Below are 13,473 nucleotides of genomic sequence, written 5' to 3'. Positions count from 1 at the left end.
GAGCCGCATGGGGAACAGGGTTTATCGGTCATGGATACATGAAAGTACTGAATTGATGCGTAAGGGCCAGGCTGTGGTAATCAAGATAGGGGGAAGCCTGATTGAACATGGGCCGGAAATCATCAGGACGATACGTGATTCTGACAGGAAAGTCCTTATCATTCCCGGGGGCGGGATTTTTGCAGACACAGTAAGGCAGACGAATGTTTCAGATACTGCAGCGCATTTCATGTCAATTGCAGCCATGGACCAGTACGGATGGTTACTTTCGACCTCAGGAATTCCAGTAACCACAAAACCCAGTATAAACAGGACTCAAATTCTTCTTCCCTATATACACCTTATGAAAACTGATCCGCTCCCTCATTCGTGGGACATTACTTCAGATACCATCAGTGCATACTATGCAAATCTTCTCTCTTCTCCCCTTATCATCCTGAAATCAATCGATTACATCAGGACAGGAGACAATCCGGTCAGCAGACTCACAGAAGGGATGGTGACCTGCGACCTTGATCCCGCATTTATCCCCTATATCTTTTCTTATGGAATATCCGGGCAGATTATACGGGGATCTGACATCATGAGACTGGCCCGTCTTCTGGATGGTGATAAGGTACCAGGGACCAGCTTTGGCAGTACCATTTAAGGTGATGATGAACAAACCAGATAAGCAGCTTTTTGGAAGTCTGAATATGAGTGGAACAACCTGCACATCATGTAATGGCCCAATGGCAGAAGAGGGCTCAGTAGAGTTCGGCTGCCCGGCATGCGGGGCCAGAATCCGCCGGTGCTACCGGTGCAGAGAACAGAGCGTTGAATATGTATGCCCCACCTGTGGCCTCCGGGGACCCTGAGACGATGGGAGACGTAGCGCTTATTATAAAAGTGATGCCGGAATCTCCTGAGATCAACAGGGAAGGAATAATTGCCTCCATCAAAGAAAAATTCCCCCGTGTTCAGGATATCAGGGAAGAGCCCATCGGCTTTGGACTTGTTGCATTAAAGGTCGCGCTGGTCGTTCCTGATGCAGAAGGACAAACTGAAGTCATAGAAGAGACGCTCAACTCCATTGAGGGTGTTGAACGTGCAGAAATCGTTGAATCAACTCTTGTGTAATTACAAGAATTTTTTGTAAAACGTTCAGGGGATCTTTCTATTCTTCCCCGTTCTCAAGAGCATTAAAGACTTCTTTTGTAATTCTCCGGATCTTTTCGACAGACATCTGGAAATTTCTCACTTCAAGCGGTTCAATTCGTATTGGAACAGGATATACTCCACTCCGGTTAATCCGTACCGGCACACCGATACACACATCACCGATGTTATGAACTTCCGCTTTGATATATGCTGAAACAGTCAGGATTCGATCCTCATTTCCAAGTATTGTCCGGATAAGAGTACCGATTGCTTCACCTGGCCCCCATACCGTTGCACCTTTTGAAGCGATGATGCGCTGACCTGAGCACTTCACCTGGGTCATGATCTCATCAATCGGTACACGGGCGAAACTGGGCAGGTTTGATATCTGTATACCTCCAATGGTCGTTGCAGACCAGAGTGGTACCATGCTTTCACCATGCTCTCCGATGATACGGGTGTGAACTTCACTGACATGGACTTTAAAGAACGAGGCTATTGCAGATTTGAGTCGCATTGAATCCAGGTGTGTCCCGATTCCAAAGACTTCATTTGACTTTTTTCCTGAATATTTTAGGGCCACATGAGTCATGATGTCAACCGGATTTGTGATCATGAGCAACAATGAATCCGGTGCGATGGTGGCGATTTTTTCAGCGAAATCTTTCACAATTCGTGCATTTTCGAGCGCAAGATCATTTCGCGTCTGATGAGCTTTGCGGGGGACACCTGCAGTAAAGATGATTACATCCGATCCTTTCAGATCCTCAATCGAGCAGCTCCAGCTAACGCTGCTGTCTGTCCCGGTCGCAGCAAATGAATCGATGAGATCGCGAGCGATACCCTCAAGAATCCCTTCAGAACCCGGTCTGCCATAGAGTTGAACCTCATTCACATACGGGATACGTGAGATTGAGAGTGCTGCATACTGGCCTACCTTTCCGGTTGCACCAACAATCGCAACTTTTGCCATAAAAATCAGAATATTAGGGACATGTTATCAGTCGATCGGCCATTTCAGCCTTTTCCAAGGGTTCCCTTCTCCACCCCGCAACCCTATGGGCGCCGAATGTTCACGGTAAGTCTGCTCCCTTCCGGGCCTGAACCGGTCCCCGCGACAACAGGTCGTTCCTTCCTCCGAAGGTATGATACCTGGCCATCGACCTCACAGGACAGGGTTTCTACGTCAGAAACACGACAGATACGGGCCGTATGTACCAACCTTCCTCAAACTTCGCCCCCTGCATACCGACGATTTCAGGTCACAAGTGACGCCGATCCACCCGGGCTAGTCCCCATAATTATGCTGCAGCTACGGAATAAAAACTTCCCCTCCAATCGTTTCATTCCAATAAGAAAGAAATTGATCGTTTTTACGAAATGTATCTTTATCAAACGGATCAAAAACCGTCAGTCTTTTTCCGGAAGGAAGATCAGAGCCAAGAAATTCATATGATCCATTATAAAGTCGGATATGAATCTTTTCGCCGGTTGCCTCGCAGATGAGGACAGGTTTTCCACCCCATACCGGGGGACATTTTGAAATATCCTTGAATATACTGATTTGAGAGATTCCAAGTTTAATCTTATTTACCCGGATGCTCTGTATTGCGCTCCAGACAGATGCATGCCATACATCGCACATGATTATCTCTGGAACACCAAAAAGAGCGGCAGTAATACCTAGTGTTCCAGGCCCTGCACAGGCATCGATAAACACATCGGGGTGGAACCTTCGTACCTGTTCTTCTACACCCATAACCTTTGGATCAATGCCTTTTGGAAATTCAATATGCAGATCAGCCTGTTTCTTGATGATAATAACCGGCCCTTTCCCACACAGAAAAATATCCGCCCTGACGTCACAGCCAAAAAGCAGTCTGCCTTCATGAATGGAGGGTTCACACCCGCATCTTACATCACCCGGACCGGGGAATTCATGTGAATGATACACAACTCCAAGAAGTTCAGGGACTTTACGGTATGCAATCTCTGCTGCACTTTCAGAAATCAGATCTGATATCAGGATGAGAGATCGGGAGGGAAGTACCGGGGGGCGACGAAGAAAAAGACCCGGACAGATGAGAGGAGTTCCGAGGGCGGATAGAGGTTCAGTCCCTTTGATGACCCCTTCAGTTTGTAATACCTGATACAGAGAAGCCATAACGTCATCGATAAATCTCCTGTTACACTGGCAGGGACCATTCACTATTTCATCAGGAGAAACGGGACTTTCTTTCACCCTTATATGAGGATTACAGTGAGGACAGGGAGCAAAAAGAGCTGAAGGCCGACCAAGATCTCCAGGGCAGATGATATGATCCTCACCACAACAGGAACATTTCATTGAAGTAACATAATAGCCCGTACAATAAAAATTAAGGTCATGGGCCTGATGCGATTCGAACGCATGACCGCCCGGTTATGAGCCGGGCGCTCTCACCGCTAAGCTACAGGCCCAAAAAAGGGACGCCGCCAACAGGACTCGAACCTGTGACAAACTGGTTAACAGCCAGTCACTCTACCAACTGAGTTATGGCGGCACAGATGTGCTCTAATACGTGCGACATTATTCTTAATAAATTTAATGATTACATGAGGACTGGTCATCAGGGTCGTTTCATTCGATTTAAAATCTGTATAATCTCCTCAATATCTTCATTCAGGTGAAGAAACATCGCTTCTGCCTTGGGAGTCACCATGGCTCCGGCACTTGAAGCGCGAATGTACCCGCTGCTCTCAAGCACCCTGAGAGAATACCTGACCCGATGTTGGGGGACGGTGAGGAGCTCTGATAGTTTAATTATTCCAATCGGCTGGTGACTGGCCACAGCACGAAGTACTTCAATATGCCGTGACGCGAGACTGATGTCTTCCTGGATTTTTTCCAGCATCATACTCTCCGTTTCTTCTTCATGCATGGTCATTCAGCCAGGATTTCGTTTTATAATAGTTCTTTCTGAAGATCACCGTCAGGATAACTGCCAGAATAAGACTGATTACTGCCCCCGGCAACCTGAAAGATTCAGGAAACAGGAATAAAGCAAGAACTGCGAGTGCGTAAAAGAGAATTACACCGTTCAGAATCACCGTGAGGTGCCAGAATCTCCATTTGAACTGCTCTTTAGAAGCATCATTCATTATTCATACATCTCGTTTTGCGTAAAAGTACTTGTGGTTTCACTTAAAACCTGTATAAGATGGCCAGCCTGGATGACCTGATCACTAGTTCCGGCGCAACAGCATATTGCCTGCACGCTTCATCGGAGAACGCAGCGATGCGGCACATGAGCCGGTTCGTAACCCATGATCCGGTTACAATTATTAAAAAAATTAACGAGCCGCCCCTGATGATCGTCCCCCAGATGGAAGCGGAACGGGCGGCCCGCGAATCCCCTGCACAGGTTATTACCCGTCAACAGGCCGGATACCTTGAGATCTTTGAGCATGAAAAAGACCCCTGGAAGATTCAGGCGGAGATGATATCCCGGCTCTCAAAAGGTCCGTACCTGCTTCCCCCGGACTACCCGGTTGCACTTGCGCGTGCGCTTGAATCCCATGACGCGGTGATCATTGATTCCACGGATCGGCTTTCTGCCCCCCGTGCCATAAAAACACCTGATGAAATTTCCTGGATAACACGGGCACAACGAGCTGCAGAAGCCGCAATGGAGACTGCAATAAGCCTGATCCGGCATGCGGAGATACGATCCGGGGCGCTCTATCACGATGATGCACCCCTTACTTCAGACATGGTCAGGTATGAGATGAATAAGACGATGCTCCGGTATGACTGTACAGCTGATGACACCATCGTTTCCTGTGGACCGGAAACAGCAATGCCCCATTGCATCGGGGCAGGAACACTGCTGACCCACGAACCCATTGTCATCGATGTCTTTCCCCGCGATAATAAAACAGGATACTATGCTGATATGACCAGGACAGTCAGCAGGGGGATGCCTTCAGGAAGAGTTACTGAACTCTATGAAGCAGTGAAAGATGCCCTGCTGTTATCGGAGAGGATGGTCTGTGCAGGGAAGACCGGAGCTGAGTGCTACCAGGCGGTCAGGGACTATTTTGCCGAACTCGGATTCAGATCAGATACCGAAGGATTCATCCATAGTCTGGGTCATGGAGTTGGGCTTGAAATCCATGAAGCACCCTCTCTTTCCGGAATCGGAGGAGAACTCTCCAGTGGCAATGTTATCACCCTTGAACCCGGCCTTTACTACCGGGGGATCGGGGGAGTCAGAATAGAAAACCTTGGAATCGTGGAAAAATCAGGTTTTTCAAGGATAACCGATTATTCCATGGACATGATAGTATGAAAGAAGAGATATTTGACCGGTACATACAGGCAGGAGCAGCAGCAAAAAAGATCCTGACCGCAGGAGCTGACCGGATAAAACCTGATGTCCCGCTTCTTGAAGTAGGCACATTTGTTGAAGACATGATCATTGAACAGGGATTTCAGATTGCTTTTCCGGCAAACATCTCACTGAACGAAGCAGCAGCCCATGACACCCCCCGTCCTGACGATACCCGGACATTTACACAGGGGGATATGGTAAAACTTGACATCGGAGTCCATCTTGACGGGTATATAGCCGACACAGCCTGCACGGTAGACCTCGGTGACCAGCCATTACTCCGTGAAGCCTCTATTGTTGCGCGTGATGCAGCAATTTCTGCAGTAAAACCAGGTGTTGCAATCGGTTCACTTGGAACCATCGTAGCACAGGAGATCAAAAGCAGGGGATTTTTGCCGGTTGCTAACCTGACCGGGCACGGGCTTGACCACTACTGCCTCCATAAAGGCCCGAATGTACCAAATATTCCCGGAACCGGGGGAGCAATCCTTGAAGAGGACATGGTCGTTGCAATAGAGCCTTTTGCTACAACCGGCACAGGATTTGTCCATGATGGCAAGCGGGAAGAGATATTCGGACAGGTGGTGAACCGCCCGGTCAGGCTTCCTGCGGCACGTAAGATCCTAAAAGAGATTGAAGAGAGAAACGGCCTCCCCTTTGCCCGCAGACACCTTCATGTGAAGTCGGTAGATCTGGGTCTTGCACGCCTTGTTCACGATGGAATTTTACGGTCATACCCGGTCCTTTGTGATGTTTCAGGCTCTTATGTTTCGCAGGCGGAACACACGATGATCGTGACCGATGACGGATGTATCATAACCACTGCATGATAGCGATTCTTCTGTGATGAAAACGTATTATAAGGATTATCGAAATGACCCGTGATGAGGAGATCCTGAACCTGATTGAACTGCTTCTGACCGCTGAGATCTATAATCAGAATACTAATCTGAATGTCAACGACCTAACGCCGGTTGCCCGTGAAGTGTATGGTATACATTCAATGGATGGGGAACGTGCTCCGATTGTGGTCGCCGAAAGTGCTCTGCAAAGGGTGCTCGGCATTCCGGATGCACATCTCAGACTGGATAAACATCCCCTCACCCTGTACGAAGAATTCGGACATCGGCTGCGGATTACTTCTCTTCCAGCCGGATTGACCTGGTTTTTAAAGAACGGAGGAAAGCCACTGATTGAGAAAAACCCGGCCCTTGCCTGGTATGCCCATGAACAGGATCCCTCCATTGGAATTTCATACGAAAAAGTCAGGGAAATGAATCCACGGTTCGAGGATAGCAGGGTTTACCTTGACCGTCGTATCTCACGGATGCTTGCAGAGGATGACAAACTCAGGTCAGGTCTTGACCTCATCATCATCAGTGCTCCCGAAGAGGTAGAACAGACGATTGATGATATCATCTGTTCGCCAGACCAGCTCAGCCGGATCGTCAAACTTAAAGTCGCCCTTGAGCATCTTGAATTCCTGAAGAGCAGAAGAGTCTACGATATTGGAAAACTGCTCTTTATCGGACCTCCTGGAACAGGAAAAACATCACTTGCATTTGCCCTGGCCCGGGTCCTCCATATGCCCATCCTTGAAGTCAGGCTTTCGATGGTCACATCCCAGTACCTTGGTGAGACATCAAAGAACATTGACCGGATTTTTGATGTGGCACGGCTGCTCTCTCCCTGTATTCTTTTCATCGACGAGTTTGATTTTCTGGCAAAGAGCCGTGTCGGTGATGACCATGGAGCCATGAAACGTGCGGTTAATGCTCTTTTGAAAAATATTGACCGGATTAGCCTTATCAGGAATAAGGTACTTCTCATCGGGGCAACTAACCATCCACAGCTGTTGGACGAAGCAGCATGGAGACGATTTGATGAGGTCATTCCTTTTGACCTGCCGGATATTCAAACCCGTGAACTCATCCTTCGCCGGTTGTTAATAGAATCAAATACTGAAGTGGATATTCCCAATATTGCCAAAAATACCGACGGTTTCTCCGGAGCAGATCTGAAGATGCTGGTCAGGGAAGCAATTCTTTCTGCGCTAACCGACGGCAGATCTGAAATCTCAACCGAGGACGTCAAAAAGGGTGAATCACTCATCAAAACCAGAGACGAACACAGGGCAAGGAACTGGATCTGATGGAGGTAACACTCCTTGGGACAGGGGATGCTGTAGGAACACCTCATGTCGGGTGCTCGTGTCCAAACTGTACCTATGCAAAGGAACATGGAATAGAACGGCTCCGGACTTCTGTACTCATTAAAAACGAGGACTGTCACCTGCTTATTGATACCACACCGGATATGCGAAGACAGCTCCTGAATGCCGGGTCACCAAAGATTGATGCGGTTATCTGGACACATGGGCATTATGACCATTTCATGGGATTTGGTGATTTTTACCGGGTTCAGAGGATCCCCCCGGTATACGGTGCTCCGGAAGTCCTGGCATCATGCAGACCTGCCTTTAAGTTCCTGCTAAAACAGGAAATCCCGGTTCCTGCCTATACTCCTTTTACGGTGTGCGGTCTTGAGGTCATTCTTGTCAGAGTGGTGCATCCGGACATATATACGACCGGGGTTGTCATTTCAGACGGAATTTCAAAAATCGCTTACACCTCTGATACCAATGAATATATCCCGCAGGAATCAAAAGAAATCATGAAAGATGCGGATCTGCTCTTTATTGACGGTCTGTTTCCGGATTCATTTAGAAAAGTGGAGAAACATCTCAATTACGAAGAAGCAATTGACATGGCCCGGGAACTTCGGGCAAAAGATTTCAGAGTTGTTCACATGAGTCATATCATACCGTTCCTGACTCCTGAGCAGGGCCATGATGGGGAAAAATTCAGGTTGTAAACCATAAGCATGGCTAATGCGCTGTACCTTTATCTGATCTAAACTCCAACAGAGTACAAATGAATATTACGGTTCTCGAACTCGGTGAGGATATGGTCAGGATTTCACTTGCCGGCCAGGGACATACGTTCATGAATGCACTTAAAACCGAGATTCTTACTGATTCAACGGTTGATGTTGCGAATTATGTCATTGAATTCCAGTTTTCAGACCCGGTACTGACGGTAACTACCCATAATAAGGCAGATCCGGTAAAACCAATTTTGGACGCATGTAAACGCCTTTCAGGCCAGTGCGAGGATCTTTTATCCTCTCTTGAACAATCAGCAAAAAAATAGATTCAGGGTTTTTCTGTAAAGATAATTGACCCGGAAATCTTTGCTATTCTCACTTTTACCTTCTGACCAGGCCTTCCGCCGGCAACGTATACAATATATTTCCCGACTTTTGCAACTCCGTCTCCACGCCGCGACGTAGACTCGATTGAGACTTCAATTACATTTCCTGCCTCAAGTCCGGATGCGCCGGTTTCGACTTTTGACTTACGTTTCCTGACCGGACGATGGCTCCCGCAGGCTTCACATTTGAGCATGAGCACCCGATCATCCTTAAAGAGGCGGGTATCAGGTTTTCCACACTCGGAACAGATAACATAGTCATCCACATAACTACGGATCATCGGGGAGAAGAGCGAGTCTTCGAATTTTCCATTGAAGATTGCACGTGACCCGTCGATCTTTCCTGCAGTTCCCAATTCTCCAAGTAGGAACTTCATCAGGTGATCAGCATCACGCCTGAGAGCACTTACAATTTCAGAGAAATTCTCAAGGATGGTGGTCTTTCCCTCGATTATTGATCTTGGTTCAGGATATGACCAGCGTTCTCCATCCTCTGACGGTTCTGTCACCTCCTCATATGCCTTATTCAGAAGGGCCTCGTATGATTCGACCATGCCTTTATAATTTCTTTCTGAACGGCAATTAAATGTCCCCTGTTTTTTAACCAGTTGGTAATAACTCATACTGAAAAGTTTTAGTATTCCGGGATCCCAGTTATGGGAACCATTCAATATTTTTCCCCGAGGGCTCAATGTCTCCGTTAAAAACATCTGAAAGGGTTTTTTCCCGCGAACTGCCTGATGTGCAGTCCACTCTTCCTGATGTCAGGATCAACCTGACTAGGGTCGGCGTAAAGAATGTAAAAAAACTGGTTGAAGTCACAAGGGTAGGAAAACGTCCGGTCATATTTATTTCCAACTTTGACATCTTTGTTGACCTTCCGGGTAGCCTGAAAGGGGCTAATCTTTCCAGGAACTTTGAGGTTATAGACGAAGTTTTGCAGTCTGCCATTGAAGGAGAGGTAAAAGAGATAGAGCAGCTCTGCAGCAGGGTTGCAAGAAGACTTCTTGATAAGCACGAGTATGCAGACCGAACAGAGGTCCAGATGCGATCCGAATTTATGGTATCTGGAGAGACCCCGGTGACCGGAACTGCCTGCCAGGAGGTTGTGAAGGTCTTTGCGAGTGCTATTGCCCAGCGGACCTTCAAGGAACCTATTGTAAGAAAGAGTATCGGTGCTGAAGTTACCGGTATGACCGCCTGTCCCTGTGCCCAGAACATTATGCAGGAGCGGGCACGCGAAGTCATGGAACAACTTGGGATTGAGAAAAACAAGATCGAGCAGTTCTTCGCTGAAGTTCCCATGGCAACCCATAATCAGCGGGGGAGGGGTTTTCTCTCTATCGAAACCGATGACGAGAGCCATGTAAAACTTGAGAAGATCATCATGATCCTCAAAAATTCCATGAGTACCCCCATCTTCGAACTCCTCAAACGAGGTGATGAAGGTCATGTTGTCCTATCAGCTCATAAAAATCCCAGGTTTGTTGAGGATTGTGTCAGGGAGATGGCACGAAGGGTCCATACGGAGTTTGGTGATCTTCCCGGAGATTCAGTGGTGACAATTGCACAGGATAATGAAGAGAGCATTCACCAGCATGATGCGTTTGCAGAACGGCAGGCAACCATTGCTGAACTTGCAGACGAGATAAATGGTGAAAATATCACCACAGAATATATATAAATTTAACTAAAATACCAGAGCAGAATCAGGACAACTGCCACCAGGACAGCCCCGATAATCATATTTCTTTTCGTCTGAAACCTGGCACGGGAATGTTCCAGTTCCATCAGAGAGATAAATTCATTGTACACCGGGATGAGTGCATACATCATTTCTAGGTCATCACGGGATAATTCTGAGAAGTGATGAGAAACCTTGTTACGAAAGTTTACCAGAGCGATCATCTCCTGCCTGAGATCCCAGGATAATACCGAATGGTCATGTAACCGCTTGAATAACACCTTGTTCTTCACCGGTTCATCTCCGGATACGTACCTCCGCTCAAGACACACCAGACGGGCAAGGTCCATGATCCGGTTACTAAGAGCAAAAAGTACCATGGTTCGGGCATAATAATCCCGTTGGTCTTTGTCAAGTCGTTCTTTTCTTCGGAAGATACTATCTGCATCATCCAGGTAGCGCCTGATATCCCGGATAATATCATCAAAGCCGGATGGATCATATGGTGCGTCATCCATTCACAGTAACCCGCCTTTCTATTATTCTGCTTTTCAAAAATTTCAATCTGTCATCCGTTTGCCTGAAACAGTCTTGAGCGCGAAGGAGGATGCTCATGTCTTTTGATAATAAAACGACAGATTCACAGATATTTTGAAAAATCATTCGATGAAAGAAACGCTAACAGGAAAATCGGCCGATTGCACCAGTAACACAATCAAAGATTTTTCTGAATTTTCATTCTTGAAAAAAAACCGAAAAATTGTTAGGATATATAGATTTGATTTAATTAATTTCATAAAAGAGGGAGAAAACCTCAACCTGCAAATACTGAGTCTATCAGTTTTTTCGTACTACTGATTATGAAGAATTCTCAAACCGTATTATTATTCTGCTTTTAGATACCGAAAATTCTGACTTGATTTACGTTCAAATGGCAAATTAAATATATCTTATAGCCAAATGCCATTTGTCGTACAATGGTACGGTCATACCCTCAGATCTCCTGAGGGCTCTTGATATGAGTTGTACAGCATTGCGAACAAACAAATATCAAAGGCGATTCTCTTGTCCAAAGTAGTAGAAGTTTCCCCAACCACACGACATGAAGGACACTCCAAGCTTGTCCTTAAAGTCAACGATGCGGGAATAATTGAGCGTGGAGATTGGCTGAGTATCACTCCGGTAAGAGGTATTGAGAAACTGTGTGTTGGCAAGTCCATGCACCAGGCACCCAAGATCTCATCCCGTGTTTGTGGTATCTGTCCAATCGCCCACACCCTCGCAGGTGTCGGTGCCATGGAGGCATCGATAGGCTGTGAAATCCCACAGGATGCATATCTGCTCAGAACAATCCTTCAGTGCGCAAACAGGCTGCACAGCCACGCACTCCACAATATTCTGACTCTGCCAGATATGTACATTCCAGGTACAGACACTAAGATCAACCCATTTACTCCGGAAGAACCAGTCAGAACCGTTGCAAAGCGGATCCAGCGTCTCCGTGAGATCGGGCAGACCGTCGGTGAGATTGTCGGTGGAGAAGCCATTCACCCAGGAAACCCCCGGGTCGGTGGTATGTATTACAACATCTCCCCACAGGCAAAACAGAAAATTTTCGACCTTGCCAAAGAAGGTGTTTCCCTTTCCATCGCTCAGATGGATTTCATGATTTCGGTCCTGAAGAACTGGGAGAACCGTGGCACCGTTACTGTCGGAAAGACCGAAGTCGAGATTCCGGAGAAGTTCGGATGGCACGACCAGGGATACATGGCAGTTGACCCGGTATTTGACAGTTCAAGCCTTGACTTTGAACCACGCTGGGATCCAGACCGGTGGACTGATGTCTCACCGTACAACTGGTACCAGGGAGAAATGGAAGTCAGCCTTGAAGATGCAGACTATCCGGTCGGTGGAACCACCAAGGCAGGAACCAAGACCTGGCCACAGATGCAGGCCTGTACTTCAGTTCCGCTCTATGATGGATGCCCGGTTGAAGTAGGTCCACGTGCCCGTCTGGTCCAGTTCAAGAACTATGACCGCAAGGGTGCAATGGGTCTCCAGATTGCAAGGCAGATGGAGTATCCGGACTGTCTCTACACCATGATCGAAGCCTGTGATGCACTTGACTGTAATGGTTCAGTGCTTGCAGACGAGATACCACAGGGTGACGGTAGCCTTGGATGGAATGCAAACGAAGCACCACGTGGTTGTGACGTTCATCTTGCCCGTGTCAAGGAAGGAAAAGTTCAGGAGTACACCCTTCTTGTTCCGACCACATGGAACTTCCCAACCTGCAGTCGGGCTCTCGAAGGAGCACCATGGCAGCTTGCCGAGGTCATCATGCGTGCATATGACCCCTGTGTGTCCTGCGCTACCCATATGCTGGTAGTTGACGAGAGCAAGAAGATTGTCACCCAGAAGCTCGTCCAGTGAGAGTGCCCTGCGCATGCTGTTCCAGGAGATCGTAATCTGCGGGTGCGGAAACCCGCTCTTTGCGGATGATGGGTTTGGACCGGCCGTGGTCGAGGAACTCCAAAAACTCGACCTGCCCGAGAATGTAAAGGTAATAGATGCCGGCCTAGGTGGTCCGCATTTCCTCTTTACCCTTCTTGCGCAATCGGATGAACCGGTAAAACACCTCTTCATCATAGATATTGCTGATTTCGGAGGAAAACCAGGAGACATCGCAATCATCAGTCCTGATGACCTGCCACCGGGTAAATACCGGGATGCTCATTCCTGGGATTTAGTTGAACCCATTCATCAGCTGAAAAACCGGGTGAAGATTGATATCATCGGGTGTCAGCCAAAACGGGTTTCTGAACCTGAATATGAGATAGGGCTCTCCGAAGAGGTAACAGAAGCGATCCCAAGGACAGTACAGCTCGTGCTGAAAATGATTGGGGTAAATCATGGGACTACTATCATTGATCTTCGGGAAGAAGGAGAAGAAGGAACCTGCTCCAAAATCGCAGGTGCCTAAAGCTCCAGTATCTGAACCGAT

Annotated in this window: 17 protein-coding genes, 2 tRNA genes and 1 other RNA gene; 11 read left to right on the top strand and 9 right to left on the bottom strand. The window is 47.5% G+C overall.

The genetic code is table 11. The features are described from left to right. The first annotated feature begins 7 nt into the window (after positions 1-7). From DLD82_RS09850 to DLD82_RS09840, 3 genes are read left to right on the top strand one after another with little or no spacing between them, the layout of a single operon-like run. The gene (locus tag DLD82_RS09850) at positions 8-649 is read left to right on the top strand and encodes an amino acid kinase family protein (protein ID WP_109940940.1); all 642 of its coding nucleotides are present in this window, start codon (positions 8-10) and stop codon (positions 647-649) included. Then, the gene (locus tag DLD82_RS09845) at positions 633-857 is read left to right on the top strand and encodes a zinc finger domain-containing protein (RefSeq protein WP_394339583.1); all 225 of its coding nucleotides are present in this window, start codon (positions 633-635) and stop codon (positions 855-857) included. The genes DLD82_RS09850 and DLD82_RS09845 overlap by 17 nt, the downstream gene beginning before the upstream one ends. A gap of 4 nt (positions 858-861) precedes the next feature. Then, the gene (locus DLD82_RS09840) at positions 862-1,119 is read left to right on the top strand and encodes an elongation factor 1-beta (RefSeq protein ID WP_109940939.1); all 258 of its coding nucleotides are present in this window, start codon (positions 862-864) and stop codon (positions 1,117-1,119) included. A gap of 37 nt (positions 1,120-1,156) precedes the next feature. Here DLD82_RS09840 and DLD82_RS09835 read toward each other — a convergent pair whose 3' ends face one another. From DLD82_RS09835 to DLD82_RS09805, 7 genes are all read right to left on the bottom strand, one after another. Then, on the bottom strand, positions 1,157-2,113 hold the full coding sequence (locus DLD82_RS09835; RefSeq protein ID WP_109940938.1) for a malate dehydrogenase: 957 nt from the start codon (positions 2,111-2,113) through the stop codon (positions 1,157-1,159). A gap of 13 nt (positions 2,114-2,126) precedes the next feature. Continuing rightward, positions 2,127-2,439, bottom strand: an RNA gene (gene ffs / locus DLD82_RS09830) — signal recognition particle sRNA. A 13-nt stretch (positions 2,440-2,452) separates the two neighbouring features. Then, positions 2,453-3,487, bottom strand: a complete 1,035-nt coding sequence (locus tag DLD82_RS09825) for a hypothetical protein (RefSeq protein WP_109940937.1) — start codon at positions 3,485-3,487, stop codon at positions 2,453-2,455. 40 nt (positions 3,488-3,527) lie between these two features. Beyond that, positions 3,528-3,600: transfer RNA gene (locus tag DLD82_RS09820), tRNA-Ile, on the bottom strand. Between the two features lie 10 nt (positions 3,601-3,610). Continuing rightward, positions 3,611-3,683, bottom strand: a tRNA-Asn gene (locus DLD82_RS09815). Positions 3,684-3,749: 66 nt separating this feature from the next. After that, positions 3,750-4,061 (bottom strand): hypothetical protein, encoded by a 312-nt coding sequence (locus DLD82_RS09810; protein ID WP_342764569.1) that lies wholly within the window; start codon positions 4,059-4,061, stop codon positions 3,750-3,752. Continuing rightward, a complete protein-coding gene (locus tag DLD82_RS09805; protein WP_109940936.1) occupies positions 4,054-4,281 on the bottom strand; it encodes a hypothetical protein in 228 nt (75 codons plus the stop codon). Before DLD82_RS09805 ends, DLD82_RS09810 begins: the two co-directional genes overlap by 8 nt. Before the next feature lie 59 nt (positions 4,282-4,340). Between DLD82_RS09805 and DLD82_RS09800 the strand changes: the two genes are divergently transcribed. From DLD82_RS09800 to DLD82_RS09780, 5 genes are read left to right on the top strand one after another with little or no spacing between them, the layout of a single operon-like run. Continuing rightward, positions 4,341-5,471, top strand: coding sequence for a M24 family metallopeptidase (locus DLD82_RS09800; RefSeq protein ID WP_109940935.1), 1,131 nt, complete (start codon positions 4,341-4,343; stop codon positions 5,469-5,471). Further along, positions 5,468-6,343 carry a type II methionyl aminopeptidase gene (map, locus tag DLD82_RS09795; RefSeq protein ID WP_109940934.1) on the top strand — a complete coding sequence of 292 codons (876 nt, stop codon included), beginning with the start codon at positions 5,468-5,470 and terminating at the stop codon, positions 6,341-6,343. Before DLD82_RS09800 ends, map begins: the two co-directional genes overlap by 4 nt. A 44-nt stretch (positions 6,344-6,387) precedes the next feature. Further along, positions 6,388-7,665 carry an ATP-binding protein gene (locus tag DLD82_RS09790; protein WP_109940933.1) on the top strand — a complete coding sequence of 426 codons (1,278 nt, stop codon included), beginning with the start codon at positions 6,388-6,390 and terminating at the stop codon, positions 7,663-7,665. Then, positions 7,665-8,387 (top strand): MBL fold metallo-hydrolase, encoded by a 723-nt coding sequence (locus tag DLD82_RS09785; RefSeq protein ID WP_109940932.1) that lies wholly within the window; start codon positions 7,665-7,667, stop codon positions 8,385-8,387. Before DLD82_RS09790 ends, DLD82_RS09785 begins: the two co-directional genes overlap by 1 nt. Positions 8,388-8,446: 59 nt before the next feature. Continuing rightward, complete coding sequence (locus tag DLD82_RS09780; protein ID WP_109940931.1) at positions 8,447-8,725, top strand: DNA-directed RNA polymerase subunit L; 279 nt, start codon at positions 8,447-8,449, stop codon at positions 8,723-8,725. Between the two features lie 2 nt (positions 8,726-8,727). Here the strand turns inward: DLD82_RS09780 and DLD82_RS09775 are convergent, their stop codons facing one another. Next, entirely contained in the window at positions 8,728-9,339 is a 612-nt protein-coding gene (locus DLD82_RS09775; protein ID WP_109941071.1) for a translation initiation factor IF-2 subunit beta, read from the bottom strand. Between the two features lie 137 nt (positions 9,340-9,476). Between DLD82_RS09775 and mptA the strand changes: the two genes are divergently transcribed. Then, positions 9,477-10,469, top strand: a complete 993-nt coding sequence (mptA, locus tag DLD82_RS09770) for a GTP cyclohydrolase MptA (RefSeq protein WP_109940930.1) — start codon at positions 9,477-9,479, stop codon at positions 10,467-10,469. Positions 10,470-10,471: 2 nt separating this feature from the next. On the opposite strand, the gene DLD82_RS09765 is transcribed toward mptA, so the two are convergent. Further along, positions 10,472-10,987, bottom strand: a complete 516-nt coding sequence (locus DLD82_RS09765; protein WP_109940929.1) for a HepT-like ribonuclease domain-containing protein — start codon at positions 10,985-10,987, stop codon at positions 10,472-10,474. Between the two features lie 547 nt (positions 10,988-11,534). Here DLD82_RS09765 and frhA point away from each other — a divergent pair. Together frhA and frhD are read left to right on the top strand one after the other, a co-directional pair. Further along, the gene (gene frhA / locus DLD82_RS09760) at positions 11,535-12,902 is read left to right on the top strand and encodes a coenzyme F420 hydrogenase subunit alpha (RefSeq protein ID WP_109941070.1); all 1,368 of its coding nucleotides are present in this window, start codon (positions 11,535-11,537) and stop codon (positions 12,900-12,902) included. Positions 12,903-12,915: 13 nt separating this feature from the next. Beyond that, positions 12,916-13,452: a coenzyme F420-reducing hydrogenase, FrhD protein gene (gene frhD / locus DLD82_RS09755; protein WP_109940928.1), complete on the top strand. Its 537-nt coding sequence runs from the start codon at positions 12,916-12,918 to the stop codon at positions 13,450-13,452. Positions 13,453-13,473 lie beyond the last annotated feature (21 nt).

This window comes from Methanospirillum stamsii, from assembly GCF_003173335.1.
GTDB lineage: Archaea > Halobacteriota > Methanomicrobia > Methanomicrobiales > Methanospirillaceae > Methanospirillum > Methanospirillum stamsii.
This window is presented reverse-complemented; position numbering and strand designations above follow the sequence as displayed.

Bases quoted from the DNA above. Each gene is read 5' to 3' on its own strand.
- DLD82_RS09850 (WP_109940940.1), top strand. From the start codon at position 8: ATGGGGAACAGGGTTTATCGGTCATGGATACATGAAAGTACTGAATTG.
- DLD82_RS09840 (WP_109940939.1), top strand. From the start codon at position 862: ATGGGAGACGTAGCGCTTATTATAAAAGTGATGCCGGAATCTCCTGAG.
- DLD82_RS09835 (WP_109940938.1), bottom strand. From the start codon at position 2,113: ATGGCAAAAGTTGCGATTGTTGGTGCAACCGGAAAGGTAGGCCAGTAT.
- DLD82_RS09825 (WP_109940937.1), bottom strand. From the start codon at position 3,487: ATGAAATGTTCCTGTTGTGGTGAGGATCATATCATCTGCCCTGGAGAT.
- DLD82_RS09810 (WP_342764569.1), bottom strand. From the start codon at position 4,061: ATGCATGAAGAAGAAACGGAGAGTATGATGCTGGAAAAAATCCAGGAA.
- DLD82_RS09805 (WP_109940936.1), bottom strand. From the start codon at position 4,281: ATGAATGATGCTTCTAAAGAGCAGTTCAAATGGAGATTCTGGCACCTC.
- DLD82_RS09800 (WP_109940935.1), top strand. From the start codon at position 4,341: ATGGCCAGCCTGGATGACCTGATCACTAGTTCCGGCGCAACAGCATAT.
- map (WP_109940934.1), top strand. From the start codon at position 5,468: ATGAAAGAAGAGATATTTGACCGGTACATACAGGCAGGAGCAGCAGCA.
- DLD82_RS09790 (WP_109940933.1), top strand. From the start codon at position 6,388: ATGACCCGTGATGAGGAGATCCTGAACCTGATTGAACTGCTTCTGACC.
- DLD82_RS09785 (WP_109940932.1), top strand. From the start codon at position 7,665: ATGGAGGTAACACTCCTTGGGACAGGGGATGCTGTAGGAACACCTCAT.
- DLD82_RS09780 (WP_109940931.1), top strand. From the start codon at position 8,447: ATGAATATTACGGTTCTCGAACTCGGTGAGGATATGGTCAGGATTTCA.
- DLD82_RS09775 (WP_109941071.1), bottom strand. From the start codon at position 9,339: ATGGTCGAATCATACGAGGCCCTTCTGAATAAGGCATATGAGGAGGTG.
- mptA (WP_109940930.1), top strand. From the start codon at position 9,477: ATGTCTCCGTTAAAAACATCTGAAAGGGTTTTTTCCCGCGAACTGCCT.
- DLD82_RS09765 (WP_109940929.1), bottom strand. From the start codon at position 10,987: ATGGATGACGCACCATATGATCCATCCGGCTTTGATGATATTATCCGG.
- frhD (WP_109940928.1), top strand. From the start codon at position 12,916: ATGCTGTTCCAGGAGATCGTAATCTGCGGGTGCGGAAACCCGCTCTTT.